The 25,688-nt window shown below is 68.8% G+C and carries 17 protein-coding genes; 5 read left to right on the top strand and 12 right to left on the bottom strand.

Translation table 11 applies throughout. From position 1 onward, the window contains the following. Positions 1–30 precede the first annotated feature (30 nt). Positions 31–1,077 (top strand): NAD(P)H-dependent amine dehydrogenase family protein, encoded by a 1,047-nt coding sequence (locus BST28_RS11010; RefSeq protein ID WP_083080995.1) that lies wholly within the window; start codon positions 31–33, stop codon positions 1,075–1,077. 9 nt (positions 1,078–1,086) lie between these two features. Here BST28_RS11010 and BST28_RS11005 read toward each other — a convergent pair whose 3' ends face one another. Then, complete coding sequence (locus BST28_RS11005) at positions 1,087–1,674, bottom strand: PepSY domain-containing protein (protein ID WP_019735183.1); 588 nt, start codon at positions 1,672–1,674, stop codon at positions 1,087–1,089. A 219-nt stretch (positions 1,675–1,893) separates the two neighbouring features. Between BST28_RS11005 and BST28_RS11000 the strand changes: the two genes are divergently transcribed. Both BST28_RS11000 and BST28_RS10995 read left to right on the top strand, forming a co-directional pair. Further along, on the top strand, positions 1,894–2,337 hold the full coding sequence (locus BST28_RS11000) for an MmpS family transport accessory protein (RefSeq protein WP_019735182.1): 444 nt from the start codon (positions 1,894–1,896) through the stop codon (positions 2,335–2,337). Further along, positions 2,334–5,258 carry an MMPL/RND family transporter gene (locus BST28_RS10995; protein ID WP_019735181.1) on the top strand — a complete coding sequence of 975 codons (2,925 nt, stop codon included), beginning with the start codon at positions 2,334–2,336 and terminating at the stop codon, positions 5,256–5,258. Before BST28_RS11000 ends, BST28_RS10995 begins: the two co-directional genes overlap by 4 nt. A gap of 4 nt (positions 5,259–5,262) precedes the next feature. Here the strand turns inward: BST28_RS10995 and BST28_RS10990 are convergent, their stop codons facing one another. From BST28_RS10990 to nadD, 5 genes are read right to left on the bottom strand one after another with little or no spacing between them, the layout of a single operon-like run. Further along, complete coding sequence (locus BST28_RS10990; protein WP_065289491.1) at positions 5,263–6,123, bottom strand: DegV family protein; 861 nt, start codon at positions 6,121–6,123, stop codon at positions 5,263–5,265. After that, entirely contained in the window at positions 6,120–6,851 is a 732-nt protein-coding gene (gene octT / locus BST28_RS10985; RefSeq protein ID WP_019735179.1) for a diglucosylglycerate octanoyltransferase, read from the bottom strand. Before octT ends, BST28_RS10990 begins: the two co-directional genes overlap by 4 nt. Positions 6,852–6,870: 19 nt before the next feature. Next, complete coding sequence (gene gpgP / locus BST28_RS10980) at positions 6,871–7,551, bottom strand: glucosyl-3-phosphoglycerate phosphatase (protein WP_019735178.1); 681 nt, start codon at positions 7,549–7,551, stop codon at positions 6,871–6,873. Then, on the bottom strand, positions 7,548–7,952 hold the full coding sequence (rsfS, locus tag BST28_RS10975; protein WP_019735177.1) for a ribosome silencing factor: 405 nt from the start codon (positions 7,950–7,952) through the stop codon (positions 7,548–7,550). The genes gpgP and rsfS overlap by 4 nt, the downstream gene beginning before the upstream one ends. Beyond that, complete coding sequence (gene nadD / locus BST28_RS10970; RefSeq protein WP_019735176.1) at positions 7,949–8,620, bottom strand: nicotinate-nucleotide adenylyltransferase; 672 nt, start codon at positions 8,618–8,620, stop codon at positions 7,949–7,951. The genes rsfS and nadD overlap by 4 nt, the downstream gene beginning before the upstream one ends. Before the next feature lie 161 nt (positions 8,621–8,781). Here nadD and BST28_RS10965 point away from each other — a divergent pair, with 161 nt between their 5' ends. Continuing rightward, positions 8,782–9,774, top strand: a complete 993-nt coding sequence (locus BST28_RS10965) for a class I SAM-dependent methyltransferase (protein ID WP_109511007.1) — start codon at positions 8,782–8,784, stop codon at positions 9,772–9,774. A gap of 147 nt (positions 9,775–9,921) precedes the next feature. After that, positions 9,922–12,573: a helix-turn-helix transcriptional regulator gene (locus tag BST28_RS10960; protein ID WP_109560682.1), complete on the top strand. Its 2,652-nt coding sequence runs from the start codon at positions 9,922–9,924 to the stop codon at positions 12,571–12,573. Positions 12,574–12,663: 90 nt separating this feature from the next. Here the strand turns inward: BST28_RS10960 and BST28_RS25085 are convergent, their stop codons facing one another. From BST28_RS25085 to BST28_RS10920, 6 genes are all read right to left on the bottom strand, one after another. Next, complete coding sequence (locus BST28_RS25085) at positions 12,664–18,366, bottom strand: PGRS repeat-containing protein (RefSeq protein WP_165758070.1); 5,703 nt, start codon at positions 18,364–18,366, stop codon at positions 12,664–12,666. Between the two features lie 174 nt (positions 18,367–18,540). Then, positions 18,541–19,980: a vWA domain-containing protein gene (locus BST28_RS10940; RefSeq protein ID WP_083080994.1), complete on the bottom strand. Its 1,440-nt coding sequence runs from the start codon at positions 19,978–19,980 to the stop codon at positions 18,541–18,543. After that, on the bottom strand, positions 19,980–20,888 hold the full coding sequence (locus tag BST28_RS10935) for an AAA family ATPase (protein ID WP_083080991.1): 909 nt from the start codon (positions 20,886–20,888) through the stop codon (positions 19,980–19,982). The genes BST28_RS10940 and BST28_RS10935 overlap by 1 nt, the downstream gene beginning before the upstream one ends. A 15-nt stretch (positions 20,889–20,903) precedes the next feature. Continuing rightward, positions 20,904–22,157, bottom strand: a complete 1,254-nt coding sequence (locus BST28_RS10930) for a glutamate-5-semialdehyde dehydrogenase (protein ID WP_083080988.1) — start codon at positions 22,155–22,157, stop codon at positions 20,904–20,906. After that, on the bottom strand, positions 22,154–23,566 hold the full coding sequence (locus BST28_RS10925; RefSeq protein ID WP_065288309.1) for a mechanosensitive ion channel domain-containing protein: 1,413 nt from the start codon (positions 23,564–23,566) through the stop codon (positions 22,154–22,156). Before BST28_RS10925 ends, BST28_RS10930 begins: the two co-directional genes overlap by 4 nt. Next, a complete protein-coding gene (locus BST28_RS10920; RefSeq protein ID WP_234808254.1) occupies positions 23,563–25,653 on the bottom strand; it encodes an adenylate/guanylate cyclase domain-containing protein in 2,091 nt (696 codons plus the stop codon). Before BST28_RS10920 ends, BST28_RS10925 begins: the two co-directional genes overlap by 4 nt. Positions 25,654–25,688 lie beyond the last annotated feature (35 nt).

Here is a 25,688-nt window from a genome sequence, read left to right as displayed (position 1 = left end):
GCACGCCGCATCCCAATAAGGTGTGCAGCCATGAGCACACCGCTGCGCGTCATCCAATGGACCACCGGCAACATCGGGCAGCGCTCGCTGCACGCCATCATCGGCCGTCCGGACATGGAACTGGTCGGTGTCTACGCCCACGGCAAGGACAAGGTCGGGGTGGACGCCGCCGAGTTGGCCGGCTGGCAGGAGCCGACCGGGGTCACCGCCACCGATGACATCGACGCCCTGATCGCACTCAAACCCGACGCGCGCTGTTACAACCCGCTGTGGCCGAGCATCGACGAGTTGGTCCGCCTGCTGGAAGCCGGGGTCAACGTGTGTTCCACGGCCGCCTGGATCACCGGCGGCAAGCAGACCCGTGAGGACCTCAAGCGCATCGAGGACGCCTGTCGGGCCGGGAACTCCACGATGTTCGGCAGCGGCGCGCACCCGGGCCTGACCAACATGGTCGGCATGGTGCTGTCGGGGGCGTGCGAACGCGTCGACGAGATCCGGATCACCGAATCGGTGGACTGCTCGACGTATGAGTCGGCGGCCACCATGGCGGCGATGGGATTCGGGCAGGCTCCGGCCACGCCCGGCCTGGCCGAAAGCGTCCGCCGGGAAAGCGAGGTGTTCGCCGAGTCCGCGGCCATGATGGCCGACGCGATCGGTGCGCAGCTGGACAAGATCACCTTCGACGTGCAGTTCACCGCCGCGACCGGCGACAGCGACCTGGGCTTCATGAAGATCCCGGCCGGAACCGTGGGCAGCGTGTTCGGCTATCACCGCGGCTGGGTCGGTGAGCGCAATGTGGTGAGCGTGGGATTCAACTGGATCATGGGCAGCCACGTCACCCCACCCAAGCCGGTGGCCCACGGCCATGTGATCCAGCTGTTCGGGCTGCCGAACATGCGCACCGTGATCAACTGCCTACCGCCGAAGGACTGGAGCGAGCCGAACCTCAACGGTCTGGGTTCGATCTACACGGCCATGCCGGTGACCAACGCGGTGCCGGCGGTGGTCGCGGCCGCGCCGGGAATCGTCACCCTGGCCGACCTGCCACCGATCACCGGCCGCAGCGTCGCAAGCTGAGCGAACCGATCACACCGGCCGGTTGGTGGTGACCGCCCCCGACGCAGCATCGATGGTGACGTCGCGCTCGACCAGGTCGGTGTCCCACACGTCGGCGTCCCACACCACGGTGCCGTTCATGTCGAGCAGACTCAGCTCGGTGATCGAGCCGTTGGGCACCTCGGCCAGCACCTTGTGCACCGCGGCCCGGTAATCCAGGTGGGCGCCGTCCACGTTGGCGCGACGCTTGGCCTTGTCGGCGTCGCTGTCATCGGTGACAGTGGGTCCTACCAGCACCGACACCCCGTCGGATCCGATCTTGAGTTGCCGTTCGGTGCCGTCGGAGGTGACCACTCGCGCCTTCCAGGCGTCGCCGTCGTTGGTCTGGCTCTCGATGAAGATCAGCACGCTGGCGGGTACCTGGGAAACGGCGAGGTCACCCGCACGCAGCAGGGTGTGCGGATCCGGCGGGGCCTCCGGGCGCGACCAGGACGCCCCCGGCGTGGTCGACTCCCCTGACTTCGCGCCGGACCTACCATTGCCGCTGCAACTGGCCAGTGCCAGTGCTACCACGACGACCACTGCGCCGAATCGGACGCCATTCACCAGTCCCTGCATCAGCGGCCATGCTACTGAAACCCCGGCGACGCTGCCGCCCGACCGGGCACGTAGCCGGTCGGCACGCCCGGCCCGGGCACCCCTTGCGATCCTTAGCCAAGCAAAGGTTATGCTGCCGGGGGCGAAATTCGTGGCAGCCTTCGACGGCTCCGGCCAGGCCGGAACAAACTGTCCGCTGTCGGCGTTCGACCGCACTATGGATCAGCAGAAGGCGGTGATATGAAACGAATCCCGATCACCGCCATACTCAAAAGGCACTGGATTCCACTGGTCTTCATCGTGGTCATCGTGATATCGACGGTGATCGTCACCCGGCTGCACAAGGTGTTCGCGTCCCAGGACCTCAATCCCCACGCCGGCGCCGGTATCGAGATCGTGCAGTTCAACCCCAAGTACGTCGCCTACGAGGCGTTCGGCCCGCCGGGCACCCGCGCCGACATCAACTACTGGGACGCCGAGGCCAACGTCCATCAGCTCAACGACGTGCCGCTGCCGTGGTCCTACACCGTCGTCACGGTGCTTCCCGCCGTGCAGGCCAACATGATCGTGCAGGGCAACACCGGTGAGATCGGCTGCCGGATCAAGATCGACGACCGGCTGCTCGACGAGCGACGCGCCTCCGGGCTCAACGCCCAGACCTTCTGCTTGGTGAAATCCGGATGATCAAACGTATCCGGGCGCAGCTCGACAAGAAGCAGGACCCGCACGTCAAACGGCCTTTTTTTGCGCACATGCTGCGCATCTTCGCGGTGCCGATCATCATCGTCTGGATCGTGTTCACCGTTCTGGTGAATGTGCTTGTGCCCCAGCTGGAGGTGATCTCCGAGGAGCACTCCGCGCCGCTGGCGCCGATAGACGCGCCGTCGATGATCGCCAGTCGGCTCGTCGGCGAGAACTTCCAGGAGTACAACTCCAACAGCACCGTGATGATGGTGGTGGTCGGCGAAGACGAGCTCGGCGAGGACGCTCACCACTACTACGACGAGATCGTCAAAAAGCTGGTCGCCGACAAAGAGCACGTCGAGCACGCGCAGGACTTCTGGAGTGACCGGCTGACCGCGGCGGGCGTGCAGAGCTCGGACGCCAAGGCCGCCTACATCATGCTGAACCTGGTCGGTAACCAGGGCATGACCGAAGCCAACGACTCGGTGGTGGCGGTCCGTAAGCACATCGACGACACCCCCGCCCCGCCCGGGGTGCAGGCCTACGTCGCCGGACCGGCAGCGCTGACCGCGGATCTTCGGCAGATCGGCGACGCCAGCCTGGTGAAGATCACCCTGTTCACCATCGCCGCGATCGCGATCATGCTGCTGATCGTCTTCCGGTCCATCGCGGCGATGCTGACCCAGCTCTTCCTGACGTTGCTGGAGCTGATCTGCGCCCGCGGCGTCGTCGCGGTCCTCGGGTTCAACAACGTGATGGGGCTGACCACATTCGCGGTCAACATCATGGTGATGCTCGCGATCGCCGCCGGCACCGATTACGGCATCTTCCTGATCGGCCGTTATCGCGAGGCCCGATTGGCCGGCGAAGATCGGGCCGACGCGTACTACACCACGGTGCGCAGTGTCACCCCCGTCGTGCTGGGGTCAGGACTCACCATCGCCGGGGCGTCGGCGGTGTTGTACTTCACCAGGCTGCCCTACTTCCACACCATGGGGATCCCGGTCTCGGTCGGCATGATCGTCGTGGTCTCCGCGGCGCTCACCCTGGGACCGGCCATGCTGGTCGTGGTCAGCAGCTTCGGGCTGCTGGACCCCAAAAAGGCCAAGCCGGGCGGGTTCTGGCGCCGCGCCGGAGTCTCGGTGGTGCGCTGGCCGGGTCCGATCGCGGTAGCCAGCCTGGCGATCATCATGGTCGGGCTGGTCGCCCTGCCGGGGTTCAAGCCCGGCTACGACGACCGCAAATACCTGCCGAAGGAAACTCCGGTCAACGTCAGCTATGCCGCTGCCGAGAAACACTTCTCGGCCGCGCGGATGGCCCCCGATATCACCATGGTGACCTCGGATCACGACATGCGAAACCCGGCGGACATGCTCGTGTTGGATCGGGTCGCCAAGAACATCATGCGGGTGCGCGGCATCGCCATGATCCAGGACATCACCCGCCCGTTGGGGATTCCGCTGCAGCACAGTTCGGTTCCCTTCCAGCTCAGTGCGTCCAATCAGCTGATGATCCAGAACATGAAGACGCTCAAGGACCGGATCAAGGACATCGACACGATCTCCCAGCAGCTCGACAAGGACATCGAGTTGCTGATCCAGATGTACGGCTACCTGCAGGAGGTCGACCGGACGTTCGACGACACCGCCGAGGTCACCGAACGCACCGTGGAGGTCTCCGACCGGATCCGCGACCACCTGGCCGACTTCGACGACCAGTTCCGGCCGCTGCGCAGCTACTTCTACTGGGAGCCGCACTGCTTCGACATCCCGATGTGCTGGGCGCTGCGGAGCACCTTCGACACCACCGACGGCGTCGACCAGCTCACCGAGCATCTGCACGAGCTGTCCGCCGACATCACCAAGACGGCGCGCCTGCTGCCGCAGGCGGTCGAGTTGCTCCCGGCCGTGGTCGACACCATGAAGATCATGCGCGGGCTGGTTCTGACCGTGCATTCCACCTTCTCGGCGTTCGTCGACCAAATGGAGGATCTGAGCAACACCCAGATCATGATGGGCCAGAGTTTCGACGACTCGAAGAACGACGATTTCTTCTACCTGCCCGCGGAAGCGTTCGATAACAAGGACTTCCAGACCGGGCTGCGGCTGTTCATGTCACCGGATGGCAAGTCGGCGCGCTTCTTCGTCACCCACCAGACCTATCCGGCCACCGAGGAGGGCATCGCCCGGGTGGAGCCCGAGCGTATCGCCGCCCAGGAGGCTCTCAAGCAGTCCTCGCTCTCGGATGCCAAGGTGTACGTCGGCGGGATGGCTGCGCTGTATGAAGACATGAGCAACGGCGCCAAATACGATCTGCTGATCGCGGTGGTGGCGTCGCTGACGCTGATCTTCCTGATCATGATGATGATCACCCGAAGCCTGGTGGCCGCGGCGGTGATCTTGGGCACCGCATCCAGTTCGATCGCCGCGTCCTTCGGTATCTCGGTGCTGATCTGGCAACACATCTTCGGCCAGCACATCTACTGGGTAACCCTGGTGCTGGCGGTGATCGTGCTACTGGCGGTCGGCTCGGACTACAACCTGCTGCTGGTCTCCCGGTTCGAGGAGGAGATTCACGCCGGGCTCAAGACCGGCTATATCCGGGCGATGGCCGGCAGCGGTGGCGTGGTGACCTCGGCCGGAATGGTGTTCGCCGCCACCATGGGCATCATGTTCTTCAGTGATCTCAAGGCGATCGGCATGTACGGCACCACCGTGGCGATCGGGTTGTTGCTCGACACCTTCGTGGTCCGCGCGTTCTTCATGCCGTCGATCGCGACCCTGCTGGGCAAGTGGTTCTGGTGGCCTCAGGTGGTCCGGCCGTGGGGGCCCAACAAGAACATCCGCGGGATCGCGGCACACACGCCACACGATGGGCCGTCCAGCGCCGACACCGACAGGTTCGCCGCACAGACGCCGTAGCGGTTCAGTTGGGCAGGGTCAGGCCCGGCTCCAAATCCACGCACACCGCCACCGCGCCTGCCCCGACATGTAGCGCCAACGTGGGGCCCAGGTCGGTGATGATGGCCGGATCGCAGGCCGGCAACCGCTCGGCCAGCGCACCGGCCACATCCTGCGCCCCTTGCGGATTGGCGACGTGATGCACGGCCAGCGCGGCCCGGCGGTCACCCACCACATCACAGACCCGGTCGATCATCGATGCGATGGCTTTGCTGACGGTGCGGATGCGTTGGGCCAGCACGAGTTTCCCGTCGTCCACGGCCAACAGCGGTTTGAGGGACAACGCGGTGCCCAGCCAGGCCGCCGCACTACCGATCCGGCCGCTGCGCCGCAGGTTGTCCAGCCGGTGCACGACAAGGTAGGCGCGACTGCGCTGCACCGCCGCATCCGCGGCGGCCGCCACCCCGTCCAGATCGGCGCCGCCGACGGCGGCTCGGGCGGCGGCCAGCGCTACGAACCCGGTACCCATCGCCGCAGATCGCGAGTCGATAACCCGCACACCTGACCCGATCTGGGCGGCGACATGCTCGGCCGCACCGAACGTGCCCGACAACGCCGCGGAGATGTGGATCGCCACCACACCGGCACCGTCGCTGTCCGCCAACCCGTTGCGGTAGGCGACGGTCAGTTCCTCCGGGTTGGAACCGGAGGTGCTGACGCCGTCGCGGGCGTAGAGATCCTCCGGCACGTCATCGATGCCGTCACGCAGGTCGGCGCCCTCGAGCAGAATGTGCAACGGCACCACCCGGATACCCCACCGCTCGCGCAGCTCGGCAGGCAGGCACGCCGACGAGTCGGTGACGACGACGACGGCCGGGCCGGTCATTCCGCCTGTCCGGTCACGCCGGCCTCGGCCAGCGCTTTGAGCATCAGTTCGGCGACGGCACGGTGCGCTTCGAAATTCCAGTGGATGCCATCGGGGTTCGCCCGCCCGCTCATGACCTCTTCACCCACCGCCAGCTTCAGGTCGACCAGCTCGACGTCGTGCCGCTGCGCCCACTGGGTGATCGCCCGCACCGTGGGCTCGCGCCCCTGGTGGGCGCGACCATAGGTCTCGGCGATGTGAACCGAAGGCAGGCAGGCCACAATCGGGATCCCAGGACGGTTGAAATCGATTGCTCCCCTAGTCATTTCCAGATAGTCGGCGGTCAGGTGCGGCGGCAGCGCGGCTCGGGCCAGCGGTGACAGCCGGGGCTGCAGCCAGCCGTATCCGTCGCGTATCCAGCGTCGCAGCCGGGGCGGGCGCACATACCGGATCAACTCGCGTAGCGCGGTCGGCCATACCGAGGGCAGCGAATCCATCCCGCTGGTGGCGATGATGACGGCCCCGGCCCGCGGCAGCGCAGCCCAGGCGCGCGGGTCCTGGGTGGCCGCCCACCACACGTCCCGGCTGGTCCAGCCGATCCGTCCGATCAGCTCGACGTCCCAGCCCAGCTGCGCGCCAACGATGTTCGGCCATATCCGCGGATCGTCGGCGGGCAACCCGCCGGTCGGCCCGTAGTACGACAGCGAATCAGCGAAGATCAGCAGCGTCCGGCGCGCTTTGGAGGACATCGGGGGCTCCGGGGATGATTCAGAATTCACAGCCGGCCACCTGCGCTGAAGCGTTCCAGACGTCCAGGCGCCATCGCACCTGGGCGAAGCCGCCGGCGTCGGATTCGTCATCGGAGTACCCGCTGAGCTGGGTCCAGCTGGCGTTGGCCATTCCGCCCAGCGCCGGCCAGTTCTCGACCGGAAGGCGTAGCAACGCCGCGGTCAGGGCGGCGATAAGGCCGCCGTGGGCGACCAGCACCGCCGGCCGGTCGCCGTTGTCGGCGCTCCCCCAGGTCGGCTCGTTGGCCACCAGCTCGGCGACCAGCGGTTCGCTGCGCGCGGCCACATCAACTCTGCTCTCTCCGCCGTGCGGAGCCCACCGGGCGTCGTCACGCCAGGCCAGCCGTGCACCCGGCGCCAGGGCGTCGACCTCCTCGTGGGTCAGGCCCTGCCAGTCACCCAGATGCGTTTCACGCAGGCGGGTGTCCACTCGGACCTGCAGACCGTTGTGCTCGGCCAACACTGTGGCGGTGTCGTATGCGCGCCACAGATCCGACGAGACGATCAACAGCGGGTGCCGCTTGCGCAGGACATCGGCCGCCGCGACCGCCTGCGCACGGCCCAGGTCGCTCAGAACGGTGTCCAGCTGACCCTGCATCCGGCTGTCGGCGTTGAACTCGGTCTGGCCGTGCCGCAACAGGATCAGTCGGCGGATCCTCACGAGGCATCCTCGGGCGCCGACTGACCGGCTGAGTCCGCTGAGTCTTCTAAGTCCACCGGCACCAGTGGGCAGTCCTTCCACAGCCGGTCCAGCGCGTAGAAGTCCCGCTCGTCCTGGTGCTGGATGTGCACCACGATGTCGACGTAGTCCAGCAACGTCCAGCGCCCCTCCCGGGTGCCTTCGCGGCGCGCCGGCTTGTACCCGGCCAGCCGCATCTTCTCCTCCACCTCGTCGACGATCGCGTTGACCTGGCGTTCGTTGGACGCCGAGGCGATGACGAAGCAGTCGGTGATGACCAGCTGGGCGGAGACATCGATCACGACGACGTCGGCGGCGAGCTTGGAGGCGGCGGCCGCCGCGGCCACCGTCGCCATGTCGATCGCTTCCGGGGTGGCGGTCATGTGTTGTTCCCGGCGGCCAGGCGGGTCGATTGGCCGACTGCCTTCTTCCCGCCGTCGTCGCCGCGGTAGAGCCTGCGCTTGGACACGTACTGCACGACGCCGTCGGGCATCAGGTACCACAGCGGTCGACGCTGCTCGGCACGCTGGCGGCAGTCGGTCGACGAGATTGCCAATGCCGGGATCTCCACCAGGGTCAACGCGTGCTCCTCCAGTTCGCCCAGCGCGCCGGTGATGTGGTCGTGCCGCAGCTCGAATCCGGGTCGGCTGACCCCCACGAAACGCGCCAGGTCGAACAGCTCCTCCCAGCCTTGCCAGGACAATATCGAGGCCAACGCGTCGGCCCCGGTGATGAAGTACAGCTCCGAATCGGGGTTCAGCGCGTGCAGGTCCCGCAAGGTGTCGCGAGTGTAGGTGGGGCCGGCGCGGTCGATGTCGACCCGGCTCACCGAAAAGCGGGGATTGGACGCGGTGGCGATCACCGTCATCAGGTACCGGTCTTCGGCCGCCGAGACGTGCCGGTCCTTTTGCCAGGGCTGTCCGCTGGGCACGAACACGACCTCGTCCAACGCGAACTTGTGGGCGACCTCGCTGGCTGCGACCAGATGGCCGTAGTGGATGGGATCGAAGGTCCCGCCCATCACCCCCAGCCGGCGTAGCCCGTCATGCATGGTTCGCCAGCTTACTGGACCAGCGGAAACGGTCGTCGCCAGCCGGTCACCGATAGCTCGGCGCGATTGCTGAGGCAAAACACCGCGCGATCGTGTAGAAGAGGGCTGTGGAAAATTTTCCGCCGGCACGGGGCGATGTCGCACGGGCGGCCAGGGACGCCATGCTGCGGCGTTTCTACACCCGGGCGCGGATCGGTGGCCAGATCGTGCTGCCCGCCGTCCCGAGCATGCTGGACGAATACGTCTCGATGTGCGACAAAGTGTTCGCCGGCCTGGGCAAGCGCTTCAACGACGCCGAGCTCGCCCATCTCCGCGAGGTGCTGGAGGGCCAACTTACCGCCGCCTACACGGCATCGCCACGCTCGAACATCATCATCTCCTACGAGGCTCCGATCGGTCCCACCCTCAGCTACACGATCCGCGCCGAATGGGCCTCGATCTCCGAGGCCTACGAGCGCTGGCTGGCGACACGGGAGCCACCGCTGTTCGGCACCGAACCCGACGCCCGGGTGTGGCAGCTGGCGTCCGAAGCGGGCGATCCGGCCGCTGTCCGCGTGCTCGAAATCGGCGCCGGCACCGGGCGTAACGCCTTGGCGCTGGCACGTCGCGGGCATCCTGTCGACGTGGTGGAGATGACCCCGAAGTTCGCCGAGATCCTTACCGGTGAGGCGGTCCGGGATGCGTTGGACGTGCGTGTCATCGTGCGGGACGTCTTCGTCGACGCCGACGACCTGCGCGACGACTACCAGCTGATCGTGCTCTCAGAGGTGGTGACCGATTTCCGGTCGACACACCAGGTGCGCAGCCTGTTCGAACTCGCCGCGCGCCGCCTGGAGCCCGGTGGGCGGTTGGTATTCAACGTGTTCCTGGCGCGTGAGGGCTACCACCCCGACGCGGCCGCGCGCGAATTGTGCCAGCAGGTGTACTCGAGCCTGTTCACCCGGGACGAAGTCTCCGCCGCGGCGGCAGGCCTACCGCTTGCGCTCCTTGCCGACGACTCGGTGTATGAGTACGAGCAGGCGCATCTGCCCGCCGGCGCCTGGCCACCCACCAGTTGGTACACCGACTGGGTCAGCGGACTCGATGCCTTCCGGACCACACGCGAACAGAGCCCGATCGAGTTGCGCTGGCTGGTCTTCGAGCGGACCCGCTGACCCGCCGGCGAGTAGCCGCCTTTAAGGCCTGGCGCGCATCGTATTTGACGCTCTCGTAACGATTTATTTGACGCTGGAAAAATCCTCGCCCCGAGGGAACCGCGGGTAACTTGGTTCACACGCAATTGTCCGGGGAGGTGGAAAATTTTGCGCACGACGGCTGAATCTTCTACCGCGTGGCCGTTCATTGGCCGCGACAGCGAGCTGCGTGAGTCGTTGGCGGCCCTCGAACCGGATTCGGGGTTTCAGGGCGTCGCACTGGTCGGCGATAGCGGGGTCGGCAAATCGACGCTGGCCCGTGCGCTAGGGGCCCGGCTCACCGCGGAGGGGCGCACCGTCCGATTCGTGCTGGGCACCCAGACCGGGCTTGATGTACCGCTGGGGGCGTTCTCCCGGTCGGTGACCGTCGATGTCGCCCACGAGCCGGCGGCGATGTTGGCGACGGCACACCAGAATTTCGCCGTCTTGGACAATCCGCTGATCGTCGTCGACGACGCTCAGCTGCTCGATCCGTTGTCGGCCACCCTGGTCTACCAGCTTGCCGCCGAAGGCACGGCGCAACTGATCCTGGTGGTCCGATCGGGCGAGAGGCTTCTCGATGCGGTGACCGCACTGCTCAAAGAACGGCTGCTGCGGAACATGCGTATCAACCCGTTCACCCGCGAACAGACCGGCGAGTTGGCACGCCGGGTCCTCGGTGGTGTGGTCAGCCCGCAAGTGATCAGCCGGCTGCACGACCGAAGCGGCGGAAGTCCACTGTATCTGCGCGGGCTGCTGCGGGGCGGGCGGCAGAACGGCGTCCTGGTGGAAGACGAGTACGGCTGGCAGCTCAAGGGTTCGCTGCACCCGGACCAGGAACTGTCGGTCCTGCTTGAGTTGCGACTCCAATCCCTCACTCCGGAACAACTGGAGGCACTAGAGATCCTGGCGACCGCCGAGTTGCTGGATTGGGAGGTCTTCCGCGAACTCTGTTCTCCGGAAGTCGTCTCCGAGTTGGAACATCAGCGACTGATTCACCTGGCTTCCGACGGCCGGGGAACGCTGGTGCAGGTGAACCATCCCATTCTCGGCGAAGCGGTGCTGGAGCGTGTCGGGGTGGTGCGCGCGCGCCGCCTCAACGGTGTGCTGTTCAATGCCTTCGACAAATATTTCCGCAAAGGCGGCCGACGCCTGCGGTTGCCTGACGTGCGTGGCAAGATCCGGATGGCCCAATTCATGATTCACAGTGACCTGGAACCCGACGTTGATCTGATCTTGGGCGCGGCGGTGAAGGCGGCGGCTATGTCCAACTTGGGTCACGCAGAAGAACTGGCCCGCTTCGTCTTTGACCGCGACGGCGGCTTGCCCGCAGCACTCGTTCTCGGGCACGCACTGTGTTGGCAGGGCCGGGGCGATGACGCCGAAAAGGTACTGACCGATGTCGCAATCGACGGCGTCGATGAATCATCGGTAGTCCAGTGGGCCTGTGTTCGCGCGTCTAACCTTTTTTGGAACTGCGGTGAAATCGATTCCGCGGGGCGGGTTCTTGCTGAGGTACGGGATCGTGCCCACTCGGAGGTGGGGGTCGAGCTGATCCACGCCCTCGAAACGGCCTTCGCGTTCTTCACCGGCGATCTCACCATGACGATGCGGTCCGAACCGCCGTTATGCGCGGAGGAATTGTCGCCGGCGGCAACGGCATTGCTTGCCCTGGCAACCGCGCACGCGCTGGCCAAAGCGGGGCGCTTCGATGAGGTCGCCAGGATCGCCGACATAGGTTTGCGGGCCGCCGCACGCGGTCGCGCGGGCACGATTCGGTTCAGCCTCGGTATCGCCGAAGTCATGGCGCTGGTCACCGCTGGTGACTACTGCAGGGCCGAGACGGTCGCTGAACGCTATGCCACCATGGCCGCCGGCGTGCCCGAACCGGATGCGATGGCCGGGGTACTGTTCGGCTTGGTGCACCTGGCACGGGGCCAATTGCCCTTGGCGTGTTCGGTGCTTGAGGATTCGGCGCCGGTGTTGTCGGGTGCTGCCCCTTCGATGTGGCCGATGCTGGCTTCCGCTTGGTCGGCCCAAGCCGAAGCGGCCCGGGGCAACGCTGTGTCGGCTTCGGTCGCACTACGGCATTGCGAAAACGCCTACGGGCCGCAAATCGCCGCATTCCAGCCGGAACTCGAGCTGGCCCGAGCTTGGGAACGGGCATCGCACGGCCAGACGTCTGAGGGGCGAGCCCACGCGCTGCGGGCGGCGCAGCGCGCCCGGCGATTCGGGATGCTCGCTGTGGAGTTGCGGGCGTTGCACACCGCGGTTCGATTCGGCGACCCGACACATGCGGATCGGTTGGCAGAGCTCGCCGAGACGTTGGCCACCCCGTTGGCGGAGGCGATTGCTGCCCACGCTCGCGGCCTGGCCGACCAGAACGGCGACCTGTTGAGCACCACGTCGGACAGATTCGCGGCCATGGGGGCGTTCGCATTCGCCGCCGATGCGGCGGCCCAGGCGTCGGCCGAGTACGCACGCAGCGGCCAACGCAGCAAGCAATTGGAGGCATCGACCCGAACCCAGTGGTTGGCCGGTCAGGGCGATATCCATACTCCGGCAGTCGCGGCGGCGGCCCAGCCCCTGCCGATAACCGCCCGCGAGCGCGAGATCGCGATGCTGGTCGCCGCGGGCCTGCCCAACCGTGAGATCGCCGCCCGGCTCTCGGTCTCGGTGCGCACCATCGATGGGCATCTGTACCGGATGTTCGCCAAACTCGGGATCGAGCGGCGCGACCAGCTGATCCGGCTGCTCAACTGCGTCCAGTCGGAGGCCTGAACCCGATACCGCCGGCACTCATGATGCGACCACGGTCGCCGGATTCGAGTTTCCGACGACCGTGGTCGTGTTGCCGGCCTCAGCCGACCATCATGCGGGCGGCGGCGGTGTGCCGTCAGGACCGGCCGCGCCGTTGTCACCCGGCGTGGCACCGGAACTGCCGCTGGAACCGTTTCCACCCCCGTCGGTCCCGGTTCCGCCCGTACCGCCGCCGCCGACCGCACCCCCGGCACCGCCCGAGCCGCCGTGACCGCCGACCCCGCCGAGCGCGGCGTTGACGGCGTCCCCACCGGCGCCACCGTCCCCGCCGTTGCCACCGTCTTGGCCGTCGCCGCCGTTGCCGCCCTTGCCGCCGCCGGTGCCGTTGACGCCCGCACCGCCGGTGCCCCCGGCACCGCCGCTACCTCCGGCGCCACCGGTGCTGCCGGTACCGCCGTCGCCACCGTTACCGGTGCCATAGGCGTCGCCGCCGTCACCGCCGGTGTTGGCGCCTCCGGCCGCACCGCCGTCACCGCCCCGACCGCCGTCACCGCCGAACCCGGTCCCGGCCGCGGCCGCACCACCGGTGCCGCCGTTACCGCCGTTACCCCCGGCGCCGGACTTCCCAGCGTCGCCGCCGGCCCCGCCGCTACCGGTCGAGGAGACCGTGGTGCCGGTGGTGTTACCGCCACCGCCGCCGGCACCTCCAGCGTTGCCGGCGCCGCCGCTGCCGCCAGCGCCGCCGGTGCCGGCCGCCTGCCCGCCGCCCCCGGCGTTGCCCTCGCCGCCGGTTCCGCCGTCACCGCCGAGCCCGCCGCTGCCGACGTTGCCGCCATTGCCGCCTGCACCGCCGTCACCGTTAACCGAATCGCCGCCGGTTCCGCCGTTGCCGGTAGGCGCGATAGGCACATAGCCGACGTTGCCGCCCTGGCCGCCGGCTCCGCCGGCGCCGGCGACCTGGCTGGCGGAGGCGTCGCCGCCGTTGCCGCCTTGGCCGCCGCCTGCTGCGATTCCGGAGTCACCGCCGTTACCGCCGGCACCACCGGTACCGGATCCCGCGGCGCTACCCCCGTTACCGCCGTCGCCGCCGAGACCGGCGAATCCGCCGGCGCCGCCCTGGCCGCCGTCAGCACCCGGGCTGAGTGCGGTGGCTGCGCCGCCGTTGCCGCCAGTGCCGCCGGTGGCCACACCGTTGCCGCCCTTTCCGCCGTTACCGCCTGCTCCGCCGTTACCGGTCGCGCCGAGGGCGTTGCCGCCATCACCGCCCTTCCCGCCGATTCCGCCGGCGTTGGTACCGCCGTCGCCGGCCGCGCCGGCCTGGTCGCCGCCGTTGCCGCCATTGCCGGCGACCGCGGCGCCGTTGCCGCCGTTGCCGCCGTTGCCGCCGGCCCCGCCGTCACCAGCGACGGAGTCGCCACCGGTACCGCCGTTGCCGCCATTGACGATTCCGATGACGTCCCCGTTGTTCAAGCCCAGACCGGCATTGCCGCCAGAGCCGGTGCCGGTGCCGTTTCCGCCGTCACCGCCGCTACCGAACTGACCGCCGTTACCGCCGAGGCCGCCCTGCCCGCCGGTTCCGGTGCCGTTGGCCTTGCCACCGGTACCGCCGGTACCGCCAGTACCACCATCACCGGAGCTGCCGCCTGAGCCGCCGTTGCCGTTGGCGTTGGTGGCGCTCGAGCCGTTGCCGGCGTCGCCGGCCTTCCCACCGTCACCACCGTCGCCGCCGGCACCGCCGTTGCCGGAGCCCAGTGCCTGACCGCCGGTGCCGCCACCGCCGCCGGCGCCGCCGTAACCGCTGTCACCGCCGTCCTGGCCGGGCCCGTTGGCACCGGAGTTGCCGTTGCTGCCGTTGCCGCCGAGACCGCCGACGCCACCGTTCCCGCCGGCGCCACCGTTGCCGGTGCCCGCGCCATCACCGCCGGTACCGCCGGCACCGGCAGCGCCGCCTGTGCCGCCGTTGTGTCCGGCGGTGCCGGCCGCGACCGGACCGCCGTTGCCGCCGGATCCGCCGTCACCGCCGTCACCGGCAGCGCCGCCATTGCCTTGGATACTGACGTCACCGCCGTCACCGCCGCCGCCGCCGGTGGCACCCAGCGCGCCATCCCCGGTGATCGAGTTGAAGCCGGTGTCGCCGCCGTTGCCGCCCTTGCCGCCGGACCCTCCGTTGCCGGTGGCGGTACCGCCGCCGGCACCACCGGTGCCCCCGGCGCCACCGAAGCCGCTCACGCCGCCGTCGCCGCCGGCACCGCCGTCCCCGCCGGCGCCGCCGTTGCCGGTGGTGGTAGCGCCGCCGGCACCGCCGTTAGCGCCGGGTCCGGCGTTGCCGGTGCCGAATCCGTGACCGCCGGATCCGCCGTCACCACCGTCACCGCCGTTGCCGACCACCGCGGTCCCGCCCTGGCCGCCGATGCTGCCGGCAGTACCGTTGCTGTTGCCCGCAGTGCCACTGCCGCCGTTACCGCCGTTGCCGCCGTTGCCGCCGTTGCCGGTCGTGGTGTTCCCGCCGGCACCGCCCGCCGCGCTGGCGCCGGCGACACCGCCGGCGCTGTTGCCGCCGGACCCGCCGTCACCGCCGTTGCCACCGTTACCGGTCACGGCGCCGCCGCCGGCACCACCGATTTTGCCGTCGCCACCGCCCGCGCCGCTGACGCCCCCGCCGCCGGACCCGCCGTCACCGCCGTTGCCGCCGTTACCGGTGCCGACGGTGCTCCCGCCGGCGCCGGCGCCACCGCCGTCACCACCGCTGCCACCGACGCCGGTACCCACCCCGCCGTCACCGCCGTCACCGCCGTTACCGGCGTTGCCGTGGATGCCCGACCAGGTGATGTTGCCGCCGGCGCCGCCGGTGCCACCGGCGCCACCGGTGCCCACGCCGCCGTTGCCGAAGCCGTCGCCGACGCCGCCTGCACCGGCGTCACCACCGTTGCCGGCGTTGCCCGGGTTGAACCCGTCGTTGTAGCCGCCGTCACCGCCGTCGCCGCCTTGGCCGCCGAGGGCACCACCAACGCCGCCGCCGCCGCCTGCGCCGCCGTTGCCGGCGTTGCCCAGCCCGAAGGTGTCGATGTAGCCGCCGTCACCGCCGTCACCGCCATTACCGCCGGTGGCCCCGCCGTTGTCGCTGGCGCCGTTGCCGCCGTCGCCGCCGTCGCCGGCGTCACCGGCGGTGGTGACGTGTCCGCCATTACCGCCGTTGCCGCCGTTGCCGCCGTTAGCGCCAGGTGTCGGTAGGCCTATGGCGCTGCCGCCGTCACCACCGTCACCGGCGTTGCCGATGTCGGTGCTGCCGCCGTTGCCGCCGTCACCACCGTTGGCGCCGTTGACACCGGTACCGCCGTTGGCGCCGTTGCCGCCGTTACCGTTTTGGCCCAGGGTGCCCCCGGCACCGCCGTCGCCGCCGTCGCCGCCGGCACCGGCGGTGTTACCGGTCCCGGAGTTGTTTGCGCCCACCGCGCCGTTACCGCCGTTACCGGCGACGTGCGAGACTCCGCCAGCGCTGCCATCGCTGCCGCCGTGCTGACCGTGGATACCGCCCGCACCGCCGGTCGTGCCGGCGTCCCCGCCGTGACCGCCGCTGCCGCCGTCACCACCCGGGGTGGCGTTGGTGGCACCGTCCCCACCGTTGCCGCCCGCGCCGGCATTCCCGCCGTTGCCGCCGTTGCCTCCGATCCCGAGCCCACCGGTGAGATTGGTGACCGGAATGCCGCCGCCATCACCGCCATGTCCACCGGCCCCGCCGATCCCGCCGTTGCCGCCGTTGCCGCCGTCATCGCCGGTCCCGGGCTGACCGTTGGCGCCGGTCCCGCCGGTGCCGCCGGTACCGCCGTCACCGCCGTTACCGCCGTGGCCGCCGGAACCGGCCAAGGTGCCGGCCAGACCACCGTTACCGCCGTCACCGCCGGTGCCCCCGGTACCGCCGTCCATGCCGTTGCCGTTGGAGAAGACCCCACCGGTCACGCCCTGGAACCCGTCACCGCCCTCGCCGCCGGTGCCGCCGTTGCCGTAGGTCCCACCCGTGCCGCCGTCACCGCCATGGCCGCCATTGAGATGTGCGGCGTTGCCGGCGGCGCCCGCACCACCGGCACCACCGTGTGCCAAGCCCGGTGTCGGCACGCCGCCGTCGGCGCCGTCATTACCGGCACTGCCGCCGACGCCGCCGGTTCCGGCCGCGCCGCCTTGACCGCCGCTACCGGCAACGGTGCCCGGCGTGCCGGCGTTACCACCCGCACCGCCCGACCCGTCGCCGTACTGCCCGTTGACACCCCAGATGCCGGCCGCGCCGTCGCCGCCGTTGCCGGCCGCGCCGGCATTACCGCCGGCACCGCCGTCACCGCCGTCGCCGTTGAGGCCGTCGCTGTACCCGGCGGCCTGAGCCTGGCCGCCGTTGCCGCCGGCACCACCGGCACCACCATCGGCGCCGTTACCGCCGGCACCACCGTTACCGCCGGCACCGTTGTTCACGCCGGCCACGCCCTGGGTGCCGGTGTTGCCCTGCATGCCGTCACCGCCGGCGCCGCCTTGACCGCCCGCACCGGCGTTGCCGCCATTGCCGGCTAGCGCGCCGCCCAGACCACCGTCGCCGCCGGCACCACCGGCACCACCGATCTGCCCTGCTGCACCATCTGCACCGTCGCCACCGGCACCACCGCTACCGCCGTTGCCCTTCGAGCCACCGTCACCGCCGTCACCGCCGGCCCCGCCAGCGGCGCCTGGAGTGGTCGGGCTGAAGCCGTCCTGACCATCACCACCGTTACCCCCGCCGGTTCCGTCCGCGCCGGCCGTCCCGGCCTTGCCACCGCCACCGGCGCCGGCCGCCCCACCGGCCCCGCCCTTACCGACCTCGCCGCCGTCACCGCCGTTACCGCCGTTGATGTGAGCGGCGGTGGCGAGCGCGCCGTCGCCGCCGTTGCCGGCCGAGCCACCCATACCGCCGCTGCCGCCGTTGCCGGCGTGGCCACCGAGGAAGTTCAGCCACCCGGTCGCGGCGCCGCCGGCACCACCGGCACCGCCGTTACCGCCGTCACCACCGTCTTGGCCGGCGCCATCGACACCGCCGCTGCCGGCGACACCCCACACGCCGTTGACGCCATCGGTACCGGCGATACCGGCACCGCCGTTGCCGCCGTCGCCACCGCTGCCGAAGATCGAGCCGCCGGCGCCGCCGTCACCGCCGTCCGCGCCAGCACCGCCGTCACCGCCGTTACCGCCGTCGCCCCAGAAGTTGGCGTCGCCGCCGTTGCCGCCGGCGATACCGGCCATCGTGCTGTCCCAGCCGTCACCACCATTGCCGAACAGCCAGCCACCGTCCTGGCCGTCCGGGTCCGCGGCCGTCCCGTCCGCGCCGTTGCAGATGAACCCGCAGCTGTCCGCGGACGCCCATGCCGCACCCAGCGGGTTGATCAGGTTGTTGTCCACCCAGTCGCCGAACTCGGTGCCGATCCAGTTGGTGCTGATCCACGAGTTGACGTCACTCATGAACGAGTTGAACGCAGCATCCAGCCCGAATGGGTCGGCCGCCGCGGCTCCTGCCGCGACGTCGTCGAACGCCGCGGCGTCGAACAACGACGACCAGGCCACCGGGTCGACGAAGGAGCCCCAGTCGATGCCGTCATATGGCAGGGCCCACAATGAGGGGTCGAACAGGTCATCCAGACCGAAGTCGTCGGCGTGGGCCTGCGGTGTGAGCGCCAATGGCGTCATCCCGAAGGTCAGGAACGCACTTACCGCCGCGCCAGCACCGGCGACACGGCTGGCGCGACGCGCCTTGCCCTTGCATGTGGCGTTCCGCTTCCCCGTGCGGTTCCTGTCAGACATCACAGACCTCCCCATGACAACGAGATGCTTAAAGCTCGCTAAGACGCCTTAGGCTATTTCGATGCTCTGGGGGGTTCATAGAGTAACGGACTACTCTATTTTCTCGGAGAAAGCCCGCTTGCTTACCCGTCCCCGGGGAGAGAGCGCGGTTGTCCGGCCCGCCGGCCAAGGGGTTCAGACCGGCAGGAGCTGGTCGATGACCCCGGCCAGTTGCTTGGCCGACCGGCACTCGTGCATGGCGATGACATCCTCATATCGCGGCACCGCGGAATCCCCACTGCCCCACAGATGCCGAGGCTCGGGGTTGAGCCAGTGCGCATGGCGGCTCGCGGTCACCAGGTGGCCCAGCACGTCCGCCCCGGGGTCCCGATAGTTGGTGCGACCGTCGCCGAGCACCAGCAGCGCACTGCGCGGCGAGACCACGCTCGGGTATTTCTCGACGAACGAGCCGAAGGCGTGACCGTAGTCGGAGTGGCCGTCGCGGGTGTAGACCCCGGATTCCCGGGTGATCCGCTGGATGGCCACCGCCAGGTCGGCCTCCGGACCGAACAGGTGCGTCACCTCATCGGTGGTGTCGATGAACGCGAAGACACGGACCCTGGAAAACTGTTGCCGCAGAGCATGTACCAGTAGCAACGTGAAGTGACTGAACCCGGCGACCGAGCCGGACACGTCACACAACACCACCAGTTCGGGCCGGGCGGGACGCGGCTTGCGCAGCACCACGTCGATCGGCACCCCACCGGTGGACATCGATTTCCGCAGGGTCTTGCGCAGGTCGATGGTGCCCGCACGTGAGCGTCGGCGGCGCGCGGCCAGCCGGGTGGCCAGCGTGCGGGCCAGCGGCGCCACCACCCGGCGCATCTGACGCAGCTGATCACCGGAGGCACGCAGGAACTCGACGTTCTCGCTCAGCTGCGGGATGCCGTACATCTGCACATGCTCGCGGCCCAGCTGTTCGGCGGTGCGCCGCTTGGTTTCGGCGTCGACGAGCTTGCGCAGCTGCGTAATCCGCTGCGCGGCCATCGCTTTGGCGATCTGCTCCTGGGTGGGGGTGGGCTCGTCGCCGTAGGGCGCGAGCAGCCCGGCCAGCAGTCTGCCCTCCAGCTCGTCGAGCGCCAGCGCCTTGAGCGCCTGGTAGGCCGAGTAGGACGGGCCGCGGCTGGAGCGGTACTGCCCGTAGGCGCCGACGATCGCGGCGATCATCGCCGACAACCGCGGATCGGTATCGGCGAGATCGGGATTAGCGGTCAGCAGGTCGACCAGCATCGCCCGCATGTCCTCGGCGTCCTCCGGCAGCGGCACGTCGTCGGCCGACTGCGGATCGTCGGACACCACCACGGTGCGTCCACCCAGCGCGGCGGGGAACCACAGGTCGAACATGGCGTCGTAGGTGTCGCGATGGTCGGGCCGGCGCAGCACCGCGCAGGCCAAGCCTTCGCGCAGCACCTCCCGATCACCCAGCCCGAGCGCGGCCAGCACCCGCCCGGCGTCGACGGTCTCGGACGGGCCCACCGAAATTCCTTGCCCCCGAAGAGCTTCGACGAACTCCACCAGGTGCCCCGGGATTCCGTGCGGGGCAAGGGGCTGCAGTGGGTGGACGCGGCGAACCATCAGTTCAGCCGCAATTCCCCGGATGCGCGCACTTGATCGGATTGGTGTTTGAGAACCACCCCCAGGGTGGCGGCCACGGTGGCGTCGTCGATGGTGTCCATGCCCAGCGCCAGCAGCGTTCGACCCCAGTCGATGGTCTCGGCCACCGACGGCAGCTTCTTGAGCTGCATGCCGCGCAGTACGCCGATGATGCGCACGAGTTCGGCGGCCAGGTGTTCGGGCAACTCCGGCACCCGGGAGAGCAGGATGCGCCGTTCCAAATCCGGGTCGGGGAAATCGATGTGCAGGAACAGGCAGCGGCGCTTGAGGGCCTCGGACAGTTCCCGGGTGGCGTTGGAGGTCAACACCGTGAACGGCGTCCGGGTCGCGGCGATGGTGCCCAGTTCCGGGACGGTGACCGCGAAGTCGCTCAACACCTCCAGCAGCAGGCCCTCGATCTCGATGTCGGCCTTGTCGGTCTCGTCGACCAACAGCACCGTGGGATCGGTGCGCCGGATCGCGGTCAGCAGCGGGCGCGACAGCAAGAACTCCTCGGAGAACACGTCCATCTTGGTGGCGTCCCAGTCCCCACCCGGGCCACCTGTGTTACCGGACTGAATACGCAGGATCTGTTTGGCGTGGTTCCACTCATAAAGCGCCCGGGCCTCGTCGACACCCTCGTAACACTGCAGCCGCACCAGCCCGGAACCGGTGGCGGCGGCCACCGCGCGGGCCAGTTCGGTCTTGCCGACCCCGGCCGGCCCCTCCACCAGCAGGGGTTTGCCCAGCCGGTCGGCCAGAAACACCGCGGTGGTGGTGGCGGTGTCGGCCAGGTAGCCGGTCTCGGCCAGGCGCCGGGCTACGTCGCCGATATCGGCGAACAGCGAGGAATGCTGAGCGGGGCTGGCGGGAACGGCAGGTTTTTCCATGCGGGTTACGGCTCCTTAGACGGGACGGGTGTGGCCGTCACCCCACACGATCCATTTGGTCGACGTCAGCTCCGGCAGGCCCATCGGACCGCGTGCATGCAGTTTCTGGGTGGAGATGCCGATCTCGGCGCCGAAGCCGAACTGCTCGCCATCGGTGAACGCCGTCGAGGCATTGACCATGACCGCGGCGGCATCGACCTGCTCGCTGAACCGCTGCGCGGCGGCCATGTTGGTGGTGACGATGGCCTCGGTGTGGCCGGTGCCGTATTCGTTGATGTGATCGATCGCGTCATCGAGGCCGTCGACCACGCTCAAGGCGATGTCCATCGCCAGGTACTCCCGGCGCAGGTGGTCCTCGGCGGCGGCGGCGTCGGCGTCGCCGTGCACCGTGACCCCGGCAGCGGTCAGCGCGTCCACCAGCCGTGGCAAGGCGGTTTCTGCGATGGCCCGATCGACCAGCAGGGTTTCGGCGGCATTGCAGACGCTGGGCCGGCGCGTCTTGGAGTTCAGCAGCACCTGTTCGGCGACGGCGAGGTCGGCGGCCTCGTGGACGTAGACGTGGCAGTTGCCGACACCGGTCTCGATGGTCGGTACCAGCGCGTCGCGCACCACGGCGTCGATCAGCCCGGCCCCGCCCCGTGGGATCACCACGTCGACCAGCCCGCGGGCCTGGATCAGGTGGGTGACGGTGGCGCGGTCGACAGCCGACAGCAGCTGCACCGCGTCGGCGGGCAGGTCTTGGGCCTTCAGGGCGCCGCGCAGCACGTCGACCAGGGCTTGGTTGGAGTGCGCCGCCGACGAACTGCCGCGCAGCAGCGCGGCGTTGCCCGACTTCAACGTCAGCCCGAACGCGTCCACGGTGACGTTGGGCCGGCCCTCGTAGACCATGCCCACCACGCCCAGCGGAACCCGCTGCTGGCGCAGCTGCAGCCCGTTGGGCAGGGTGTAGCCGCGCAGCACCTCCCCGACCGGGTCCGCCAGCCCGGCGACCTGGCGCAGTCCGGCGGCGATGCCCTCGACACGCTGGGCGTTCAGCGCGAGCCGGTCCAGCATGGCCTCCGGGGTTCCGGCGGCCTTGGCGGCGGCCAGGTCCTCGGCGTTGGCGGCCAGGATGTCGTCCGAGTGGGCCAGCAACGCGTCGGCGGCGGCGTTCAGCGCAGTGTTCTTGGCCGCGGTCGACAACGACGCCAGCGCCCGGGAAGCGACCCGGGCCCGGCGGGCGGCGTCGTGGACCTCTTGGCGCAGGTCGGGAAGCACGGGGACGCTCATTGTCCCAGGGTATCGGCGAACGCCGAATCCGACGAAACTGCCCCGACCGAGGACGTCCGGCGGCGCTGGTCGATGATCCGCCCCAACTCCTGCAGCAGCAGCGGCTTGGCCATCACCAGTTCTTCGATGTGTTCACGCTCGATCACCACCGCGGTCACTTCCTCCAGCGCGTAGGCGTCGAACTGGCTGGCCTGCCGGGTCAGCGTGGTGACGCCGAGAAAGGCGCCGTGCCGCAGCGTCGCGTCCGGTACGGCCGGATCCGCGCAGGTGATCCGGACACTGCCTTCGGTCAGGAAGGTCATCGCGGTCGGCACATGGCCCGCCTGTTCGAGTGTTTCGTCGCTGCCGTAGCGCACCACGGTGGCGTAGGGCGCCAGGGCCTGCTGATCCTCGTCGGTGAGCCGCAACGCGGGTGCCACCACCGTCCGCAGCGCCGCGGCCACCCGCTCGGCGGTGGAGAACTCGTCGTCGCAGTCATCGAGATGCAGGCCTTCGCGCCGGGCGGCGTACCAGAGCCACCGCAGGAAGGTGGCCTGCGCCGCACCGTCCTCGCCCGGGCTGTCGAGCGCGATCGTGGTCCGGTATTCGCCGCCGCCCAGCGCCACCGCAGCGGGCATCTCCCCGGTGGTTCGCATCGGCAGAGCCGTGGCGACCCGCGACAGCAGCGCACAGACCCGGTCCGGCGGGTCGCCGACGGCGAACGTCGTCGTGACCGCTACCCGGTGCACGCCGCCGGATCGGCTGATGTTGGTGAACGAGGTTCCGGCCAGCACCGAGTTCGGTGTCACCTGCAGCCCGCTGGCGGTGCTGATGTGCACCGCACGCCAGTTCACCTCGACGACCCGGCCGCGCGCGGCGGGGGTGACCAGCCAGTCGCCGATCCGGAACGGCTGCTCGAACAGCATGAACAGACCCGAGACGATCTGACCGACCGAATTCTGCAGCATCAAGCCGATGACGACCGACGTCACACCCAGCGCCGTGAACAGCCCGCCGATCTTGGCGCCCCAGACGTAGGACAGGATCAGCGCCAGACCGGCACCGATCAGCAGGAATCGTGCGACGTCGATGAAGATGGTCGGGATCCGGCCTCGCCAGGATTCTTTCGGGGCGCTTTGGAAGAAGGTGACGTTGAGCCCGGACAGCAACAGCACCAGCAGCATGAAGCCGAACGCGGTATAGACGACCCGCACCATCGGGTCCCGGTCGGACACTTCGGCCACCGGCACCAGCAGTGCCAGCAGCGCCCCCAGCGGCACCAGATAGTTGCGGACCAGCGCCACCGGTCGGGCCAGGTAGCTGCCCCGGCGCGTCAGCGCCACATGCCATTCGGTGAGCAGGATTAGGCTTGCGGGCAGCCCGATCGCCACCCCGACCGCCCAGTAGAACCAGGGCCCCAGGATGCTCACGGCTTCTCCGACAATCGCCAGGTCTGCTCCTCGGCTCCCGCGATCGTCACCGTGCCCGCCGGGACGAACTCCTCGCTGTCACCGAGCATGTCGCGCACCACGGCGGTGACGTAGATTCCGGGTTCCGATGTGGCCCTGCGTAATTCATAGGTGAGGTTGACCGCCGAGCCCCACAGGTCGTAGGTGACGCCGGACCGGCCCACCAGACCGCTGACGACCTGCCCGGTGTTGACGCCGGCCCACAGGCTCAGCCGGTGACCGGTTTTGGCGTCGAACCGATCGACGATGCGCTGCATCTCGCACGCGAACTCGACGATCCGGTGCACCCCGTCCAACCGTGGGGTGGTCAGGCCGCAGCCGGCGAGATAGCCGTTGTACATGGTGCGGATCCGTTCGACGCCAACGACTTCGGCCGCCGCGTCGAATTGCCTGACCAAGTCGTCCACCAGCGTGACCAGTTCGTTCGCCGAGACCTCGGAGGATAATTCGTCGATCCCGTGCAGTTCGGCGTAGACCACGCTGACGTTGTGATGTTCCTGCGCGATGGCTTGTTCGCCCCCGCGGTAACGCTGCACTACCGATTCGGGCATCAGGGACAGCAGCAGTTCGTCGTTCTGCTTTCGCTGCTCGTCGAGCAACGCCTCCTTCGTCCGCAGGCTGCGGCTCATGTCGTTGAATGCCATGGTGAGATCGCCGATCTCATCGTCCGTCCGGGTCGAGATCGCGGCGCTGTAATCGCCGGCACTGATCCGCTGGGCGGCGTACTGCAGCCGCCGGATCGGTCGCAGGAACAGCCGGGCCAGCAGCATCGCCAGCACACAGATGGCGAAGATGACCCCGGTGGTGGCCAGCACCACCCGCTTGCTGAACGAGGTGACCCCGGCGTAGGCGTCGGAGTAGTCCCGGGTCGCCAGCAGCGACCATTGCAGGTCCGAGTTGGGTATGGTCAGCGGCGTATACGCCACTAGTTCGCGCTTGCCCAGATAGTCGTATCCGGTATTCAGCGTGCCGGTTTGGCCGCGTTGCGCGGCACGCAGGCCCGGCGAACCGACCGGTTGCACCAGGGTGGTGGTTCCCAGCTTCAACGCTTTTTCCACCGTCGCCTCCGCGGTCCCGGCGGCCACCGCTTGGTGGCGGTATTCCTCGGGGTCCTCCAGGAACAGTCGCGAGTCCGAGCGCATCAGCTCGTCCGGCCCGGCGAGGTAGGTCTCGGTGGTGCGCCCCAGCCCGGCCGCCTTCCAGTTGCGATTGGCGGTCATGATCCGGTTGACCTTGGCGCTGGGCAGCGGCAGCGCCAACACGCCCTCGACCGTGCCCTTGTTGCCGACCGGCGACACCAGCCAGGCGGTGGGCGCATCCAGATAGGGCTGATACGGCTGATAGTCGGTGATCCACACGAAGTTGACCGCATTGGACGCCAACGCTTTGCGGTACGCGTCGCGCAGCACCGATTCGCGGTAGGGGCCGGTCAACACGTTGGTGCCCAGATCCACACCCTTGTTCACGCTGTAGACCACGTTGCCCCGGGTGTCCAACAACAACGCGTCTTGATACTCGTAGCGCTTGACGATCTCGGCGAAGAAGCCGTCGAACACGGCGTTCGCCGCCGACCAGGCACTGCCGTCGCCGGCGTCGCGCGGCTTCGCCGAGTCGTCGGCGAAGCCCACCGTGTAGTTGGCCTGAAGGTAGCGTTGCGCGGTCGATGTCGGCATCAGCGCGGCGATGTCGGCCTCTTCTCCGGTCCGTTCCCGCAAGGCGCCGACGAACTGATCCCGGTAGTAGGCCACGATAGCCCGTTGCTGGTCGGGAGTAACTGTGGCACTGCTTAATTCGGAGAATGCGGTACTGAACGCCTTGAGCGCATCGGCCGCGGTCGCTCCGCCGCTGAGAACGATCAGCGAGTTCGTCATCTCGGTGAACAAACTGGTCACCGCCCGGCGCTGCGCCTCGCGGGCCTGCACCAATTTGCTGGTCGCTGTGCGCTGCAGTTCGGCTGCGCCGTACTGGAACTCGACGAATCCCACCACCGCGACCGACGCGATGCTGGTCAGCAGCAAGATGAGCATCAGCTTGGTCTGAATGCTCATCCGGGACAGCAATCGCCGACGCCGTCGCTCATCGC

Origin of the sequence: Mycolicibacter kumamotonensis, assembly GCF_002086285.1 — a bacterium.
In the GTDB taxonomy this organism is placed as follows: Bacteria; Actinomycetota; Actinomycetes; order Mycobacteriales; family Mycobacteriaceae; genus Mycobacterium; species Mycobacterium kumamotonense.
Note: the sequence above shows the minus strand (reverse complement) of the source record. Positions and strands in the feature narration are given on the sequence as shown.